Annotated in this window: 13 protein-coding genes and 2 pseudogenes; 8 read left to right on the forward strand and 7 right to left on the reverse strand. The window is 70.6% G+C overall.

Annotated elements, in window-relative coordinates:
- Window positions 1–208: 208 nt before the first annotated feature.
- From AB0958_RS30625 to AB0958_RS30635, 3 genes are all read right to left on the reverse strand, one after another.
- Window positions 209–442, reverse strand: a complete 234-nt coding sequence (locus tag AB0958_RS30625) for a hypothetical protein (protein ID WP_366893716.1) — start codon at window positions 440–442, stop codon at window positions 209–211.
- Between the two features lie 52 nt (window positions 443–494).
- Window positions 495–1,433, reverse strand: a complete 939-nt coding sequence (locus AB0958_RS30630; protein ID WP_366893717.1) for an NADP-dependent oxidoreductase — start codon at window positions 1,431–1,433, stop codon at window positions 495–497.
- Between the two features lie 113 nt (window positions 1,434–1,546).
- Window positions 1,547–2,374, reverse strand: a complete 828-nt coding sequence (locus AB0958_RS30635) for a helix-turn-helix transcriptional regulator (RefSeq protein WP_366893718.1) — start codon at window positions 2,372–2,374, stop codon at window positions 1,547–1,549.
- Between the two features lie 614 nt (window positions 2,375–2,988).
- On the opposite strand from AB0958_RS30635, the gene AB0958_RS30640 reads away from it, so the two are divergent.
- The 7 genes and pseudogenes from AB0958_RS30640 to AB0958_RS30670 all read left to right on the forward strand — a co-directional run.
- Window positions 2,989–3,534 carry a site-specific integrase gene (locus tag AB0958_RS30640; RefSeq protein ID WP_366893719.1) on the forward strand — a complete coding sequence of 182 codons (546 nt, stop codon included), beginning with the start codon at window positions 2,989–2,991 and terminating at the stop codon, window positions 3,532–3,534.
- A 37-nt stretch (window positions 3,535–3,571) separates the two neighbouring features.
- The gene (locus AB0958_RS30645) at window positions 3,572–3,832 is read left to right on the forward strand and encodes an HNH endonuclease (RefSeq protein WP_366893720.1); all 261 of its coding nucleotides are present in this window, start codon (window positions 3,572–3,574) and stop codon (window positions 3,830–3,832) included.
- Window positions 3,833–4,000: 168 nt separating this feature from the next.
- Window positions 4,001–5,332, forward strand: coding sequence for a 4-carboxymuconolactone decarboxylase (pcaC, locus tag AB0958_RS30650; protein WP_366893721.1), 1,332 nt, complete (start codon window positions 4,001–4,003; stop codon window positions 5,330–5,332).
- 205 nt (window positions 5,333–5,537) lie between these two features.
- On the forward strand, window positions 5,538–6,173 hold the full coding sequence (locus tag AB0958_RS30655) for an MBL fold metallo-hydrolase (protein WP_366893722.1): 636 nt from the start codon (window positions 5,538–5,540) through the stop codon (window positions 6,171–6,173).
- A 36-nt stretch (window positions 6,174–6,209) separates the two neighbouring features.
- Window positions 6,210–6,989 carry an exodeoxyribonuclease III gene (locus tag AB0958_RS30660; protein ID WP_366893723.1) on the forward strand — a complete coding sequence of 260 codons (780 nt, stop codon included), beginning with the start codon at window positions 6,210–6,212 and terminating at the stop codon, window positions 6,987–6,989.
- Between the two features lie 16 nt (window positions 6,990–7,005).
- Window positions 7,006–7,413 carry a DUF6278 family protein gene (locus tag AB0958_RS30665; protein WP_366893724.1) on the forward strand — a complete coding sequence of 136 codons (408 nt, stop codon included), beginning with the start codon at window positions 7,006–7,008 and terminating at the stop codon, window positions 7,411–7,413.
- A gap of 159 nt (window positions 7,414–7,572) precedes the next feature.
- Window positions 7,573–7,671: pseudogene (locus AB0958_RS30670) on the forward strand (amino acid ABC transporter permease); the annotation flags it as partial.
- 91 nt (window positions 7,672–7,762) lie between these two features.
- On the opposite strand, the gene AB0958_RS30675 reads toward AB0958_RS30670, so the two are convergent.
- Complete coding sequence (locus AB0958_RS30675; protein ID WP_366893725.1) at window positions 7,763–9,337, reverse strand: alpha/beta fold hydrolase; 1,575 nt, start codon at window positions 9,335–9,337, stop codon at window positions 7,763–7,765.
- A 116-nt stretch (window positions 9,338–9,453) separates the two neighbouring features.
- Complete coding sequence (locus AB0958_RS30680) at window positions 9,454–10,218, reverse strand: hypothetical protein (protein WP_366893726.1); 765 nt, start codon at window positions 10,216–10,218, stop codon at window positions 9,454–9,456.
- A gap of 142 nt (window positions 10,219–10,360) precedes the next feature.
- Between AB0958_RS30680 and ggt the strand changes: the two genes are divergently transcribed.
- Window positions 10,361–12,157 (forward strand): gamma-glutamyltransferase, encoded by a 1,797-nt coding sequence (gene ggt / locus AB0958_RS30685; RefSeq protein WP_366893727.1) that lies wholly within the window; start codon window positions 10,361–10,363, stop codon window positions 12,155–12,157.
- Window positions 12,158–12,233: 76 nt separating this feature from the next.
- Here the strand turns inward: ggt and AB0958_RS30690 are convergent, their stop codons facing one another.
- Together AB0958_RS30690 and AB0958_RS30695 are read right to left on the reverse strand one after the other, a co-directional pair.
- A complete protein-coding gene (locus AB0958_RS30690) occupies window positions 12,234–14,780 on the reverse strand; it encodes an ATP-dependent Clp protease ATP-binding subunit (protein ID WP_366893728.1) in 2,547 nt (848 codons plus the stop codon).
- Window positions 14,781–14,872: 92 nt separating this feature from the next.
- Window positions 14,873–15,053, reverse strand: a pseudogene (locus tag AB0958_RS30695) (hypothetical protein); the annotation flags it as partial.

Here is a 15,053-nt window from a genome sequence, read left to right on the forward strand (position 1 = left end):
GTTTGGTTTCTCGGGGGTATATGTCGGGGGTTGGGGGGGGGGGTGCGGGGGGGGGGGGGGGGGGGCCTTGGGGCGCCCCCCCCGGCCCCCCCACCCCGTGCGTCGAGCGTGCGTGCCGGGCGTCGCGACGCCGCGGAGATCCATCAGAAGGGCCCTAGACCTCGTAGTCCTCGCGCAGCGCGCCCAGCACGGTCTGCAAGACACATCCCTAGGTGGACACCCCGCGATGGCGGGCTTGCGGCGCCCGGTCTCCCGTACGGCTCTTGGAGACCGGACGCTCCGCGTTCGCCGAACGCGGTGACAGCCGCGCCATCATCCGGGAGATCACCCGGCGGGCCGCCGTCGCCCGCAGCCCGGTGATATGGAGCTGTCCGTCGAAGGAACAGCAGGTCATCGTCTCGATGCCCGGAGCCGCCGGGTCCGTACGAACGTCCCAGGCCACGTCGCGCGCAGGGACCAAGCCGGCGGCAGCACGCTGTGAAGGGCGATGCTGCCTAGACGAGCGCGTCGGGGGGAAGGACGATGGCCTTTCCGGAGATCGGCCCCGCGGCGGCTTCGGCATGCAGAGCCGGCAGGTCGGCCAGTGGCACCCGCCGGGCGATATCGACCCGCAGCACGCCGGAGTCGACCAGCGCCACCAGCTGCGCCAGCTGGGCGGCGTCACTGTTGACGAAGAGGTTGATACCGCGCACGCCGCGTTCCTCGTCGGACGGAGCGGGCATCCACACCGTCGTGTTCACCACGACACCGCCGTCGCGGACCACACCGGCCAGCGCGGCCAGCTGCGCCGGATCGACCGGCGCGAGGTTGAGCACGACGTCGACCGGCTCAGCCAGTTCGGGATGCCCGTGGCCGAGAACTTCATCTGCGCCGGCCGCCTTGACCCGCTCGCTGCTGCGCGGCCCGGCCGTGGCGATCACGTGGGCGCCGGTGTGCTTGGCCAGCTGTACGGCGTAGCCGCCGACCGCGCCACCCGCGCCGTTGACCAGCACCCGCTGGCCGGCGCTCAGCGCGGCGTGGTCGAAGAGGGCCTGCCAGGCGGTGAGGCCGACCAACGGCAGCCCGCCGGCATCGGCCAGCGAAATGCTCGTGGGCGCCGGCGTCAGGATCCCGGCCGGCGCGAGGACGTATTCCGCGGCCGCGCCAGCACCGGTCATCGGCAGGAATCCGACAACCCGGTCACCGACCTCGACGCCGCCCGCGTCCTCGCCCAGCGCGTCGACCGTGCCGGCGACATCGATGCCGGGGGTGTGCGGCAAAGCCACCGGAATGGGGCCCTGCATGAAGCCGGCACGGATGTTGCCGTCAACCGGGTTGAACGATGTCGCAGCCACCCGGATCCGGACCTCTCCGATGCCGGGGACCGGTTGTTCCACCTCCTCGTAGCGCAGGACGTCCGGGGTGCCGTACTCGTGGAAACGCACTGCCTTCATGGCAGGCCTCAACTTTCACAGTGCATGAGCTGATACAGATCTGGATCAGCTTGTGGCCGGAGCACGCTTCGCCTTCGAAACAATGCCTGGGGGTGCGGGAGAGCCGAAAACCGCTAAGGGGCGACAGCGGCCAGGAGCTGGAGCTTGTGATGGCTCGGGGAACCAGGCGTGGCGGTGAAGACCAGCAGCTGCTGGCACTGCTCGGGATCCACCAGCATCTCGGAGTAGAGCTCCAGTTCCCCCAGCTCGGGGTGCAGGTAACGCTTGAGGTCGTGGTGATGGGTCACCCCCACCTCGTGCAGCCGCCAGACCTCCGCGAACTCGGGACTGGCCTCGAGCAGAGCCGCGACGATCTCACCGGCCTTCCCCGTAGGATCGGCGGTGTAGGCGTCCCGGATCTCCGCGGTGAAGACCCTGCCCCGTACCGAATGATCCTCGACGGGGTACAGACCGCGCACCTGCGGATCATGGGTGAACCAGCGGTAGACCAGGTACCGGGACAGCCCCGAATACCGGGTGAAATCACCGAGCAGCGCAACCGCCGGACGCGTCTGCAGCAACGCCTCACCAAACCGTGACAGCACGATCGCGGGCACGTCCGACAGGCCGGTGACGATCCGCATCATCGTAGGACCAACATGGTCATCACGCACGATCCGCCGGGGCGCCGCGATCCCGCCGAGAGCGAAGAGATGGTCACGCTCGCTCAGGCTGAGCCGCAACGCCCGCGCCAGCGCCACGAGCATCCGCTCCGAGGGGGCCGGACCACGCTGCTGCTCGATCCGGCTGTAGTAGTCGGCCGACATACCTGCCAGCGCTGCCACCTCCTCGCGCCGCAGCCCGCCGGTGCGGCGCCGCTGCCCGCGAGGAAGCCCGACATCCTCCGGCTGCAGCACCTCACGACGCGCGCGAAGAAAATCCGCCAGCAACACCCGGTCCATCGTCCGACCTCCTCTGTTCGACACCCCCATCCTGGCGCGAACCGAAGACGGGATGAAGGCCGACTTTAACCGCGGACAAATTGTCCCTGGCTCAGCTTCTTCGGCTCGCCCGGCCTGCGCATCTGCCTGCTGGACGGGTACCGTCCCCAACACTCGGGCCACTGGCTCGAGACCTACCGGAGCGGCAGGGTGAGCTGCCGCCATCAGTCGCGTTCGTACTCGTCGGGCGGTACGCAGTCGAGGGCGGAGTGCTCGCAACCGCGAGGAGACCGGCATCCGGCCGGGCGACCTGTGCCTCACTCCGCAGTTCCTCGGGGCTCCGATCGACATCGACGTCCACGACATCGACGCCAACCCCGCCAAGGGCGAAGGCTCCCACCAGCATTTCGACTTCCGCTTCGTCTTCTACCTCGTGCCCGAGCAGCACCCCCGGCTCACCTTGCAGGACGAGGAGGTTGCCGGCGCCCGGTGGCTCGAGTTCGCCGACGTCAGGTCCCCGACCTTGCGTGCCAAGCTCCTGGACGCCCGCAACCAGGGCCTCGACGGGCAGCCAGAGCGCGTTAACGCCTCCGCTCTGATCCACGACGGCCACGGCTGCGCTTCTTCTTTCGCTGATGGGGCTTCGTCCAGCTGAAGTCTGCGGCCTCCGGTGGGAAGACGTTGACTTGGAGAACGCCACGATCGTCATTGCCAACACGCGCACGATGATGGGCAACCGGTACGTGGTGGAGAAGGACACCAATTCTCTCGCGGGTGAGCGGGATCTGCCGCTGCCGGCGTTGGTGCTGGGAGCCCTCAAGGCATTCCGGGCTCTCCAAGCCGAGGAGAGGCTCGCTCTGGGGGAGGCATACACGGTGTCGGGCTACGTGCTGGTGCACGAGGCGGGCGACGCCTTCACGATCAAGCAACTTCGCCGACGCGCGTACCGGCTTATGGAGCTTCTCGGGCTCCGTCGCGTCAGGCTCTACGACGCACGCTCGTCGTGTTTCACCTTCCTGGCCAACAACGGTGTCCCGGACCATATCCTCGCGCGATGGGCCGGACATACGAACGTAAAGACGGCCAAGCGGTGGTACGTCAAGCCGGATGTAGAAGATCTTCGCGGAGCCGCCACCACTTGGGATGGCCTGCACGGGGGCGCGGCGGAGGGGCAAGAGTGAGTCACGCGGACTATCAGCCGAGCGACTTGCGAGCCGTATGGCCAGCAGGATTGGGGCGAGGCGGATTCGGAGTCCGCTTGCTGTTTTTGGACCGGTGGCTGTAACTGAGAGCATCCGGCTACGGCCAAGCCTTCTACCAAGCGTTCACCGTGTGGTGTTCAAGCGGCTGTTGGGCAGGATTCCGGAAGGTTTCCAGGTGAGTCACGCCGAGCCTCGCCCGTGCCACCACACTCGATGCTGCAGTCCGAACCGCCTGGAGGTCGTGATCAAAGAGGAAAGCGTTGCTCGTAGCGACTGAAGGAGGCACGCGCCCGGAGGGCCGACTGCCGACACGGCCACGAGTACATGCCGGAGAAGGTATACCTGGGCTCTCGTCGGTAGGTCCGGCACTGCCGGAGCGGGGCAAGGCCCGCCAGGTCCCACCCCGGCGATGTGACATCTCGTGACAGATGAGAGGGTCAGGCGGGTGAGTGAGACGCCAGCGAACACCCTGCAATACCGCTTTGACGGGCCAGAAGACGCCCCGGTCCTGATCCTCGGTCCCTCACTGGGTACCACATGGCACATGTGGGACCGGCAGATCCCGGAGCTGACCCAGCAGTGGCGGGTCTTCCGGTACGACCTGCCCGGCCACGGCGGCGCGCCCGCGCACCCGGCCGGTTCCGTCGCCGAGCTGACCGCCCGGCTGCTGCTCACCCTCGACTCCTTCGGCGTACTGCACTTCGGCTACGCGGGCTGTGCGCTCGGGGGGGCCGTCGGCATGGAGCTGGCCCTGCGGCACCCGGAGCGGATCGCCTCGCTCGCGCTGGTGGCCGCCTCGCCCCGGTTCGGGACGGCGGACGAGTTCCGCCAGCGCGGGGTGATCGTGCGGACCAACGGTCTCGACCCGATCGCCCGGACCTCACCCGACCGCTGGTTCACCGGCGGTTTCGCCGCCGCGCAGCCCGCCATCACCGAGTGGGCCGTGCAGATGGTGCGCACCACCGACCCCGGCTGCTACATCGCCGCCTGCGAGGCGCTGGCCGGCTTCGACGTGCGGACGGAGCTCGGCCGGATCGGCGTGCCGACGCTCGTCCTGGTCGGCTCGGACGACCAGGTCACCGGCCCCGCCGAGGCCCGGACCCTGGTCGCCGGGATCCCGGACGCCCGGCTCGCGGTGGTACCCGGCGCCTCCCACCTGGTCCCGGTCGAGCAGCCCGCCGCCGTCACCGACCTCCTCGTCCGGCACTTCTCCACCGCCTGGCAGCCCGCCTTCGACTCCACCACCGGCCAGATGGCCGTCCCGGCCGCCCCCGCCCAACCGGTGCTCGGCGCCGGACCCCAGGTCGTGCTCCAGCCCGCGCCCCAGGTGGCACCGCAGGTCAAGCCGATCGCCGAGATCGCCCCGGCCGCCGCGGCGCCGCAGCCGTACGGCCGGCCCGACCCGTACGAGGCGGGGCTGAAGGTCCGCCGGGAGGTGCTCGGGGACGCGCACGTGGACCGGACGCTGGCGCAGGCCGACGAGTTCTCCGGGGACTTCCAGGACCTCGTCACCCGCTACGCCTGGGGCGAGATCTGGGACCGGCCCGGACTCGACCGGCGTTCGCGCAGCTGTGTCACGCTCACCGCGCTGGTCGCGGGCGGCCACCTGGAGGAGCTGGGCGGCCATGTCCGGGCGGCCCTGCGCAACGGTCTGACCCCGGCCGAGATCAAGGAAGTGCTGCTGCAGGCGGCGGTCTACTGCGGGGTGCCGGCGGCGGGCAGCGCCTTCCGGGTTGCCCAGCAGGTCATCCGGAAGGAGACCACTCCTGAGGACTGAGGCCTGAGGGGTGAAGGGTGAGGGGTGAGGGGTGAGGAGTGGGGAGTTGGGGGGGTGAGGAGTGGGGACTGAGGGGTGAGGAGTGGGGAGTGGGGAGTGGGGAGTGGGGAGTGGGGAGTGGGGAGTGGGGAGTGGGGAGTGGGGAGTGGGGAGTGGGGAGTGGGGAGTGGGGACTGAGGGGCGCCGTGGGGGCAGGATGGACACCATGAAGCTCACCAAGAAGTCGCATTCGTGCGTGCGCCTGGAGAAGGACGGGCGCACGCTCGTCCTCGACCCCGGCGGGTTCAGCGAACCGGACGCGGCCGTCGGCGCGGACGCGATCCTGGTCACGCACGAACACCCCGACCACTTCGACGAGGGCCGGCTGCGGGCGGCGCTGGAGGCCGACCCGGCCACCGAGGTCTGGACCCTGAAGTCCGTCGCCGACCGGCTCGCGGCCGCCTTCCCGGGCCGGGTGCACACCGTCGGCCACGGTGACGCGTTCACCGCGGCCGGCTTCGACGTCCAGGTGCACGGCGAACTGCACGCGGTGATCCACCCGGACATCCCGCGCATCACGAACGTCGGCTACCTGATCGACGACGGCAGGCTCTTCCACCCCGGCGACGCCCTCACCGTCCCCGACCGCCCCGTGGAGACGCTGATGCTCCCGGTGATGGCCCCCTGGAACAAGATCTCCGAGGTCATCGACTACGTCCGCGAGGTGAAGCCGCAGCGCGCCTACGACATCCACGACGCCCTGCTCACCGATCTCGCCCGGCCGATCTACGACAGCCAGATCGGCGCCCTGGGCGGCGCGGACCACCGGCGGCTGACCCCCGGGGCCTCGGCGGACGTCTGAGGCGGGTTGTCAGAGGGGCCCGGTAGGTTGTCAGGCATGCGCATCGCGACCTGGAACGTGAACTCGATCACCGCCCGCCTGCCGAGGCTCCTGGCCTGGCTGGAGAGCAGCGGCACCGACGTGCTCTGCCTCCAGGAGGCCAAGGTCGCCGAGGAGCAGTTCCCGTTCGGGCCACTGCGCGAGCTGGGCTACGAGGCGGCGGTCCACGCCACCGGCAGGTGGAACGGCGTGGCGGTGCTCTCCAAGGCCGGCCTGGAGGACGTCGTCAAGGGCCTGCCGGGCGACACGGGCTACGACGGCGGCGTGGAACCCCGCGCGATCTCGGCGACCTGCGGCCCGGTCCGCGTCTGGTCGGTGTACGTGCCCAACGGCCGCGAGGTGGGCCACCCGCACTACGCGTACAAGCTCCAGTGGTTCGAGGCGCTCAGGGCCGCGGTGGCCGGTGACGCGGGCGGCAGCCGCCCCTTCGCGGTCCTCGGCGACTACAACGTGGCGCCGACGGACGACGACGTCTTCGACACCGCCGCCTTCGAGGGCCTCACCCATGTCACCCCGGCCGAGCGCGCCGCCCTGACCGCCCTGCGCGAGACCGGCCTGTCCGACGTGGTCCCGCGCCCCCTGAAGTACGACCACCCGTACACCTACTGGGACTACCGCCAGCTCGCCTTCCCCAAGAACCGAGGCATGCGCATCGACCTGGTGTACGGCAACGAGCCGTTCGCCAAGGCCGTCAAGGACGCCTACGTCGACCGTGAGGAGCGCAAGGGGAAGGGCGCGTCCGACCACGCTCCGGTAGTGGTGGACCTGGAGGTGTGAGTGTCAACCTGGGACCATGAACATCCCCTTCCTGGGCAACCGGCACGACCGGACCGGTGACCTCCCCCACACCGCAGACCCCGAGCTGCTCGCGGAGTGCGAGCTGCTGCGCGCCCAGGCGGCCGAGGAGGGTGTCGCGCTCGACGACACCCCTGCCTCCCTGGAGGCACTCGACCAGCTGCTCCCGCGCTGGCGGGACGACGAGGAGACCCTGACCTGGCTCGGTACCGACGCCGGCCTGTACCTGGGCACCGTCCTGGTCCGGACCGTGTCCGGTGCGCGATGGGAGATCCGCGCGGACGGCGAGGCGGTCGTACGGCTGTCGTCCGGCCGGGAATTCGAGGTGGTCGAGGCCGGCCACGCATGGGCGGAGAGCGGTGCCCCCGAGCTCTCGCAGTGGTACGCGGAGGTCGCCGAGGCCTGATCGGCGGCCGGGCCCGGGCCGAGCACCCGGCCGCGAACCCGACATAAGCACGGCGTAAATACGGCTTATGCGGGGGAGGCGCGTGTCGCACCGAGGGACCGCTCGCGGCCGGATAGTTTGCGCCGTCGAACCCACCGTCCGCCCACCGTCCACGCCCCCGTCCCTCACGAGGAGTTCGTCCATGCCGGGAAACCGACCGCGCCGAACCTCGACTACGATGTGCCGTTCATCCCTGTGGTGATGGTGATCTCGCCGATCGCACCGGGATGTACCTGTTGCTCTCGTGGTTCGCCGGCCGGGTGGACGGGAGCGGCAGCCAGGGCCAGGCCCGGCCGGCGGCAGCCGGAGATCACTGTTCGCGCAGCGGAACGGACACGTACGACGGGTCGTTCACCGGCGAGGAGAAGGTCAGCTGCGCGCCGGACGGGTTGTGCTCGATGTACAGCGGGTCCACCGTGTCGATCACCAGCGCGAGCCGGTGGCCGGCCGGGACGTCGTAGGCCGTGGCGAACAGGTCCAGGTCCACGTCGAACGCCTTGCCGGGCGTCCGGTCGTACCACGTGTACGGCGCGTTGCTGACCAGCTTGCCGAGGCCGAGCGGGCCCACGTCGTAGAGGTAGGCGACGAGGGTGCCGCTCTCCTTGGTCGGGGTCAGGGTGGTGTGCAACCGGGCGGTGCCGCGGACCTGTTGCACACTGCCGTACCGCTCGGACTGCCAGACGGCCGCCCAACGGCGGGGCAGCAGCGGGACCGAGGCGACCGGCGGCAACTTGGCGACCTGGTCGAGGAGTCCGGAGAGCAGTACCACCCCGCCGTCCGCGCCCGAGTCGACGTTGGCGTGGATGGTGGTGGAGCCGGCGAGGTCGAGCTTGCGGCGCGTGGGGCCCACCGACTTCCAGTCCGGGTATCCCTCGTAGCCCCCGTCGGTACGGGCCTTGAGCTGGACCGGCTGCTCGCGGTCGATGCCGTTGTCCGCGCCCCTGAGGTAGTGGTCGAACCAGCGCTCGGTGTCGGTCCACACGTCGTTGGGCAGCCCGAGCAGGCCGGATATTTCAGCGGTGGCGTGGTCACCGGGGCGCAGCTCCAGGCGCTTCGGGACCGTCAGTTTCCCGTAGAAGTCGGCGTACTGGTTGGCCGGGAAGATGCTGTCGCTCCAGGCGTTGGCCATGAAGACGGCCGCGCCGTTCTTGTTCAGCTGGTCCACGTAGGTCGCGACGGAACGTTTCGCTCCCCAGTCCATCATGGCCTGTTCCCGGTCCAGGTTCGAGGCGTAGAAGTCCTTGAAGACCTGCCGGACTTCCGGGCTCTCGCGCCCGGTGAGGGTCGCCGAGCCGTCCAGGAGGGCCGCCGCCTCCACGTGCTGGGTGCGGCCCGAGTAGATCGAGTCGATCAGGTCGGTCCAACCACTGAGCGCGCCGACCGCCTTGATCCGCTTGTCGTGCGCGGCGGCCAGCAGGCTGATCCCGGCGCCGTACGACACCCCCGCGATGCCGATGTGCCGGGGATCGGCATCGGTGTGGGCGAGGGCCCAGTCGATGACCTTGGATGCGTCCGCCACGTCCGGCGGGCCGGCCACTTCTATCCGGCCGCCCGACTGCCAGAACCCGCGCACGTTGTAACTGAGCACGATGTACCCGGCGTCCGCGAGCTTCTGGGCCTGGGCCAGGTACTCGACCTGGGGCAGCGACCAGCTCGTGGGCAGCACGATGAGCGGATGGCGGTGCCCGGCGCCGGCGTCGGCGCCCGTGGGCGTGACGACGTTCGCCTTCAGGACCGTGCCGCCGTCGCCGGTGATGTCGACGAAGCGGACCGGACCGGCGGCCTGGGCGGCCGGAGCCAGGCCGACGACTGTACCGGCGATCAGGGCCGCGGCGGCCGCGGCGGCGGAGGTGCGCAGAGCGGTGGTACGACGACCGTGTCCCATCGGTCACTCCTCACTCGTGTCAGTGCAAAGTGACCAGACGGTAACCGTGCCGCCTTACCGGAAGTAACCCGCCGGTAAGTTACGTGCCGGTAAAGATTGTTGAAGTGTGCAGGTGCTCAGGAGGCACGGTGCGTGGAACGTGCGCTCTCGGTCGCCGCCGGTGGCAGCGGCGCCTGCGCGGCCCGGGTGACGTCCGCGACGAGTTCGACCACGTCCGGGCCGTACGCCTGCGAGTTGACGACCTTGAGCAGGAGGACGAAGGAACCGTTGCCGTGCTTGCGGGCGAGTCGCTCGTGGTTGCGGGCGAGGTAGCGGGTGGCGGCCTGGTTGGTGATCGCCCGCTGCCCGCAGAAGAGGAACACCGGGCGGGCGTCGGGGCGCTGTCCGGCCGTGAGACGGGCGAGCAGGACGTGTTCCGTGATGCCGGGATCCATCCGGTAGCGCTCGCCGCCGATCTGGAAGGCGCCGCGGTCCGGTCCCGGCTCGGGATCGATGTTGACGCGTACGCCGGGCAGCATGGCGCCCATGTGAGCGAGCATCCGGCGGTTCGAACCGGGCCCGCCGACGCAGAACTCCGTACGCTCGCCGAACCCCTGCTGGACGTTGTCCTGCGTCACCATCTGGAGGTTCGCCCCGCAGTCCTTGATCAGCGCGGCCAGTTCCAGCAGCGCGAACACGTCGAAGCGGTGGACCGCCGGCTCGGAGGTGGCCGGATCGCGGTTGACGACGAGCAGCGACTCGGAGTTCTCCGGAAGTCCGAAGAAGGCCTGCTTGCGGCGGAGCTTGCGCCGCCAGAGGTAGGTGCGGGCCAGCCAGCCGAGCGCGGCGCTGATGCCGGCGGCCACCACACCGAGGACAATGTTGCGCAGGTCGTCATTCATGGGCGCGCATGCTAGCGGGCACCGGTGGCCGGAACGTATCCGTGTTCGAAGTGTGCCAGTCGTATGAAGTGCCCTGAATCCGGCTGTCAGGGGCGCGGCCTCGTGGATACGCTGCGCGGACGTTCCCGAACTGGAGGTGCGGATGCGTCGCCCTGTCGCGCGGAAACTCACCGTTCTGGCGGTCTCGGCCGCCGTGGTGTCGGTAGGAGCAGCCGCGCCGCCGGCCCCCTCCGGTGCCAAGGCCGCCCAGAAGACCCCGGTCGCCGTCGGGTACGGCGGCGCGGTCTCCAGCGTCGACGCGGACGCCACCGCCGCCGGTATCGAGGTACTGCGCAAGGGCGGCAACGCGGTCGACGCGGCCGTGGCGACCGCCGCGGCACTCGGCGTCACCGAGCCCTACTCGTCCGGCATCGGCGGAGGCGGCTACTTCGTCTACTACGACGCCAGATCCCGGACCGTCCACACCATCGACGGCCGCGAGACCGCGCCGCTGACGGCCGACTCCAACCTGTTCGTGGAGAACGGCAAGCCCCTGGCCTTCGCCGACGCCGTGAGCAGCGGCCTGAGCGTCGGCACGCCGGGCACCCCGGCCACCTGGCAGTCGGCGCTGAGCCAGTGGGGCACCGAACGGCTCGGCACGGTGCTCAAGCCGGCCGAGCGGATCGCCCGCAAGGGGTTCGTCGTCGACGACACGTTCCGCTCGCAGACCGCCGCGAACGAGACACGGTTCCGGTACTTCCCCGACACGGCCAAGCTGTTCCTGCCGGGCGGGCAGCTCCCGGTGGTCGGGTCCACCTTCAAGAACCCCGAGCTGGCCCGTACGTACCAGGAGCTGGGGAAGAAGGGGATCGGAGCGGTCTACCGGGGCGACCTCGGCCGGGACATCGTCTCGACCGTCGACGACCCGCCGGTGGACCCGGGTTCCGGGTGGAAGGCGCGGCCGGGCAAGCTGTCCGTCAAGGACCTCGCCGCCTACCGCGCGAAGTCGCAGGCGCCGACCGAGACGTCGTACCGCGGGTTGAAGGTGTACTCCATCGCGCCGTCCTCGTCCGGCGGCACCACGGTCGGAGAGGCCCTCAACATCCTGGAGAACACCGACCTGTCGAAGGCCGGTGAGGTGCAGTACCTGCACCACTTCATCGAGTCCAGCCGGATCTCCTTCGCCGACCGGGGGCGCTGGGTCGGCGACCCCGCGTTCGAGAACGTGCCGACGGCCGGGCTGCTGTCCCAGCGGTACGCCGACCAGCGGGCCAAGCTGATCAGCGACGACGCCGTGCTGACCAGCCCGGTCGCACCGGGCGACCCCAACGACCCGGGCTCGACGGGGACGGCGGCGCCGACCACGTACGAAGGGGAGAACACGACGCACCTCACCGTCGCCGACAAGTGGGGGAACGTCGTCTCCTACACGCTGACCATCGAGCAGACCGGCGGCAGCGCGATCACCGTTCCCGGCCGGGGGTTCCTGCTCAACAACGAGCTGACCGACTTCTCGTTCACCCCGGCGAACCCCGCGGTGCACGACCCGAACCTGCCCGGGCCGGGCAAGCGGCCGCGGTCCTCCATCTCGCCGACGATCGTGCTCGACAAGGCGAACCGGCCGGTGGTCGCGGTCGGGTCGCCCGGTGGAGCGACCATCATCACCACCGTGCTCCAGGTGCTGACCGAGTTCCTCGACCGGCACCTGCCGCTGGTGGACGCGATCGCGGCGCCCCGGGCCTCGCAGCGGAACGCCGCCAAGACCGAGTTGGAACCGGCGCTGTACAACGACCCGGTGGTGAGGGGGAAGTTGGAGGCCATCGGGCACTCGTTCTCGCTGAACCCGGAGATCGGGGCGGCTACCGGCGTGCAGCGGTTGCCGGGCGGGAAGTGGCTGGCGGCGGCGGAGACCGTGCGGCGGGGCGGAGGGTCGGCCGCCGTGGTGGATCCTGCGCCGTAGACGCCGGGTGCGGGGGTGTGGGGGCTGGTCGCGCGGTTCCTCCCCCCGCCTTCGGCCGGGGGTACCCCCAGCGCCCCTATGAGGGCGCCTTCTGCGGACGGAATTCCAACTGGCCGTCCGTGACATCCACAGTGACGTTGCTGCCTTCCTTGATCGTGCCGTCCAGGAGCAGGCGTGACAGCTGGTTGTCGACCTCCCGCTGGATCGTGCGGCGCAGTGGTCGGGCGCCGTACTCCGGCTGGTAGCCGTGTTCCGCCAGCCAGTTGACCGCCTTGTCCGTGAAGTGCGCGGTGATGCCCTGGGCGTGCAGCATGCGGCGGGTGTTCTCCAGCAGGAGTTCGGTGATCTGGCGCAGCTGCTCACCGGTGAGCTGGCGGAAGACCACGATCTCGTCGATGCGGTTGAGGAACTCCGGGCGGAAGTGCTCCCGGAGCGGGCGCAGCACCTGCTCGCGGCGGGCCTCCTCGGCCGCCGCCGTGTCCCCGGAGCCGAAGCCGATGCCCGCGCCGCGCCTGTTGATCACGTCCGACCCCAGGTTGCTCGTCATCACGACGACCGTGTTGGTGAAGTCCACCGTGCGGCCCTGGGAGTCGGTCAGACGGCCGTCGTCCAGCACCTGGAGCAGGATGTTGAAGACGTCCGGGTGGGCCTTCTCCACCTCGTCGAGCAGCAGCAGCGAGTAGGGGTGGCGGCGGACCACCTCGGTGAGCTGCCCGGCCTCCTCGTGGCCTACGTAGCCGGGCGGGGCGCCGACCAGGCGGGAGACCGTGTGGCGTTCCTGGTACTCGCTCATGTCCAGGCGGACCATCCGGTCCTCGCTGCCGAACAGGACCTCGGCGAGCGCGCGGGCCAGTTCGGTCTTGCCGACGCCCGTCGGGCCGAGGAGGAGGAAGCTGCCGATCGGGCGGTTCGGGCTGGCGAGGCCGGCGCGGGAGCGCAGCACCGCCTCGGCGACGGCCGCGACCGCCTCTTCCTGGCCGATCACCCGCTGGTGCAGATGCGATTCCAGGCCGAGCAGCCGCTCCTTCTCCTCCTGGGTGAGGCTGCTGACCGGGATGCCGGTCCGGCGGGACACCACCTCGGCGATCGCCTCCGCCGTCACCTCCAGGTCCAGCCCCTCGTCCGCCCGGTCCTCGCCGGACAGTTCGGTGATGCGGGTCTTCAACTCGCCGATGCGGTCCCGCAGCTGGGTGGCGCGTTCGTACTGCTCGTCGGCGACGGCCTGGTCCTTGTCCCGGACCAGCTGCTCGATCTCGCGTTCCATCGTCCGTACGTCGCTGCCCTTGGTGCGCGAGCCGAGGCGGACCCGGGCGCCCGCCTGGTCGATCAGGTCGATCGCCTTGTCCGGCAGCCTGCGGTCGGTGAGATAGCGGTCGGAGAGTTCTACGGCGGCCACCAGCGCCTCGTCGGTGTAGCGGACCTGGTGGTGGGCCTCGTAGCGGTCACGCAGGCCGCGCAGGATCTCGATGGTGTCCGCGACCGTCGGCTCGGGCACCAGGATCGGCTGGAAGCGGCGGGCCAGCGCCGCGTCCTTCTCGATCTTGCGGAACTCCTCCAGGGTGGTCGCGCCCACGATGTGCAGCTCGCCCCGGGCGAGGGCCGGTTTGAGGATGTTGGCGGCGTCCATCGCACCGCCCTCGCCGCCGCCCCCGGCGCCGACCACCGTGTGCAGCTCGTCGATGAAGACGATCAGTTGGTCGGAGTGGGCGCGGATCTCACCCACGATGGTGTTGAGCCGCTCCTCGAAGTCGCCCCGGAAGCGGGTGCCCGCGACCACGCCGGGCAGGTCGAGGGCGAGCACCCGGCGCCCGGAGAGGATGTCGGGCACGTCGCCGTCGGCGATCCGCTGGGCGAGGCCCTCGACGATCGCGGTCTTGCCGACCCCGGCGTCGCCGATCAGCACGGGGTTGTTCTTGCCGCGCCGCGACAGCACCTCGATGGTCTGCTCGATCTCGTCGTCGCGCCCGATCACCGGGTCGATCCGGCCCTGCGCGGCCTGCTCGGTCAGGTCGCGGCCGAACTTGTCGAGGGTGGGCGTGCCGGTACGGCGCCGGGTGTCGGCGCCGGGGTGCGAACGGTCGGTCTCGGGGGCGTCCGGCGGCAGGCCGGCGGCGGCGAACCGGGCCGCGTTCAGGATGTGTCCGGCGGCCGAGTCGGGGTTGGCGGCGAGGGCGCCCAGGACGTGCTCCGGGCCGATGTACCCGGCGCCGCCGGCCCGGGCCAGGTCGTGCGCGTCCAGCAGGGCCCGTTTCACGGCGGGGGTGAGGGACAGCGAGGTGGGCGGGGGCGTCTCACCGGGCGGGTGCTGGACCGGGCCGGCCCGGTCGTCGATCTGGTGGGCCAGCGAGTCGGGATCCGCGCCGGACCTGCTGAGCAGGGAGCGGGTGGGCTCCGCCGCGAGGGCGGCGCGCAGCAGGTGCTCGGTGTCCAGGTCACGGCTGCCGTGTTCGGCGGCGTACTGGGCGGCGCCCCTGACCAGTTCCCTCGCGGGCTGACTCAGCAGCCTCCCGATGTCGATCTGGCGGGGCCCCTGGCGAGGTCCGCCGCCGCCGAAGAAGCGGGCGAGGAAATCGCCGAAGGGGTCCTGTCCGTAGTCGCCCGGTCCGGGGTAGCCGCTGGTCATGAGCGTTCGTTCCGTTCCGGCGTCCCGGCGCCTGGCGGGACGCGCTCGCTGGTCGACGTGCCGGTCCACGCGGGTGCCCCTGCAGGGCCCGGTCACACCACCTTCGCACGCCCGCTGACGGGGGGCACGTCCAGTGCGGGGGCCTGCGGCGGGCGGTAGTGGGTGGTGGGGCAGTGGCGGGTGGTGGGGGAGTGGCGGGTGGCGGTAGTGGGTGGTGGGGGAGTGGCGGGTGGCGGTAGTGGGTGGTGGGGCAGTGGCGGGTGGCGGTAGTGG

Source organism: Streptomyces sp. NPDC006655 (assembly GCF_040703965.1).
In the GTDB taxonomy this organism is placed as follows: Bacteria; Actinomycetota; Actinomycetes; order Streptomycetales; family Streptomycetaceae; genus Streptomyces.

What these genes read in the sequence shown, in the direction of transcription:
- AB0958_RS30630 (WP_366893717.1), bottom strand. Translation starts at nt 1,433, where the DNA reads ATGAAGGCAGTGCGTTTCCACGAGTACGGCACCCCGGACGTCCTGCGC.
- AB0958_RS30635 (WP_366893718.1), bottom strand. Translation starts at nt 2,374, where the DNA reads ATGGACCGGGTGTTGCTGGCGGATTTTCTTCGCGCGCGTCGTGAGGTG.
- AB0958_RS30640 (WP_366893719.1), top strand. Translation starts at nt 2,989, where the DNA reads ATGGGGCTTCGTCCAGCTGAAGTCTGCGGCCTCCGGTGGGAAGACGTT.
- AB0958_RS30645 (WP_366893720.1), top strand. Translation starts at nt 3,572, where the DNA reads ATGGCCAGCAGGATTGGGGCGAGGCGGATTCGGAGTCCGCTTGCTGTT.
- AB0958_RS30655 (WP_366893722.1), top strand. Translation starts at nt 5,538, where the DNA reads ATGAAGCTCACCAAGAAGTCGCATTCGTGCGTGCGCCTGGAGAAGGAC.
- AB0958_RS30660 (WP_366893723.1), top strand. Translation starts at nt 6,210, where the DNA reads ATGCGCATCGCGACCTGGAACGTGAACTCGATCACCGCCCGCCTGCCG.
- AB0958_RS30665 (WP_366893724.1), top strand. Translation starts at nt 7,006, where the DNA reads ATGAACATCCCCTTCCTGGGCAACCGGCACGACCGGACCGGTGACCTC.
- AB0958_RS30675 (WP_366893725.1), bottom strand. Translation starts at nt 9,337, where the DNA reads ATGGGACACGGTCGTCGTACCACCGCTCTGCGCACCTCCGCCGCCGCG.
- AB0958_RS30680 (WP_366893726.1), bottom strand. Translation starts at nt 10,218, where the DNA reads ATGAATGACGACCTGCGCAACATTGTCCTCGGTGTGGTGGCCGCCGGC.
- ggt (WP_366893727.1), top strand. Translation starts at nt 10,361, where the DNA reads ATGCGTCGCCCTGTCGCGCGGAAACTCACCGTTCTGGCGGTCTCGGCC.
- AB0958_RS30690 (WP_366893728.1), bottom strand. Translation starts at nt 14,780, where the DNA reads ATGACCAGCGGCTACCCCGGACCGGGCGACTACGGACAGGACCCCTTC.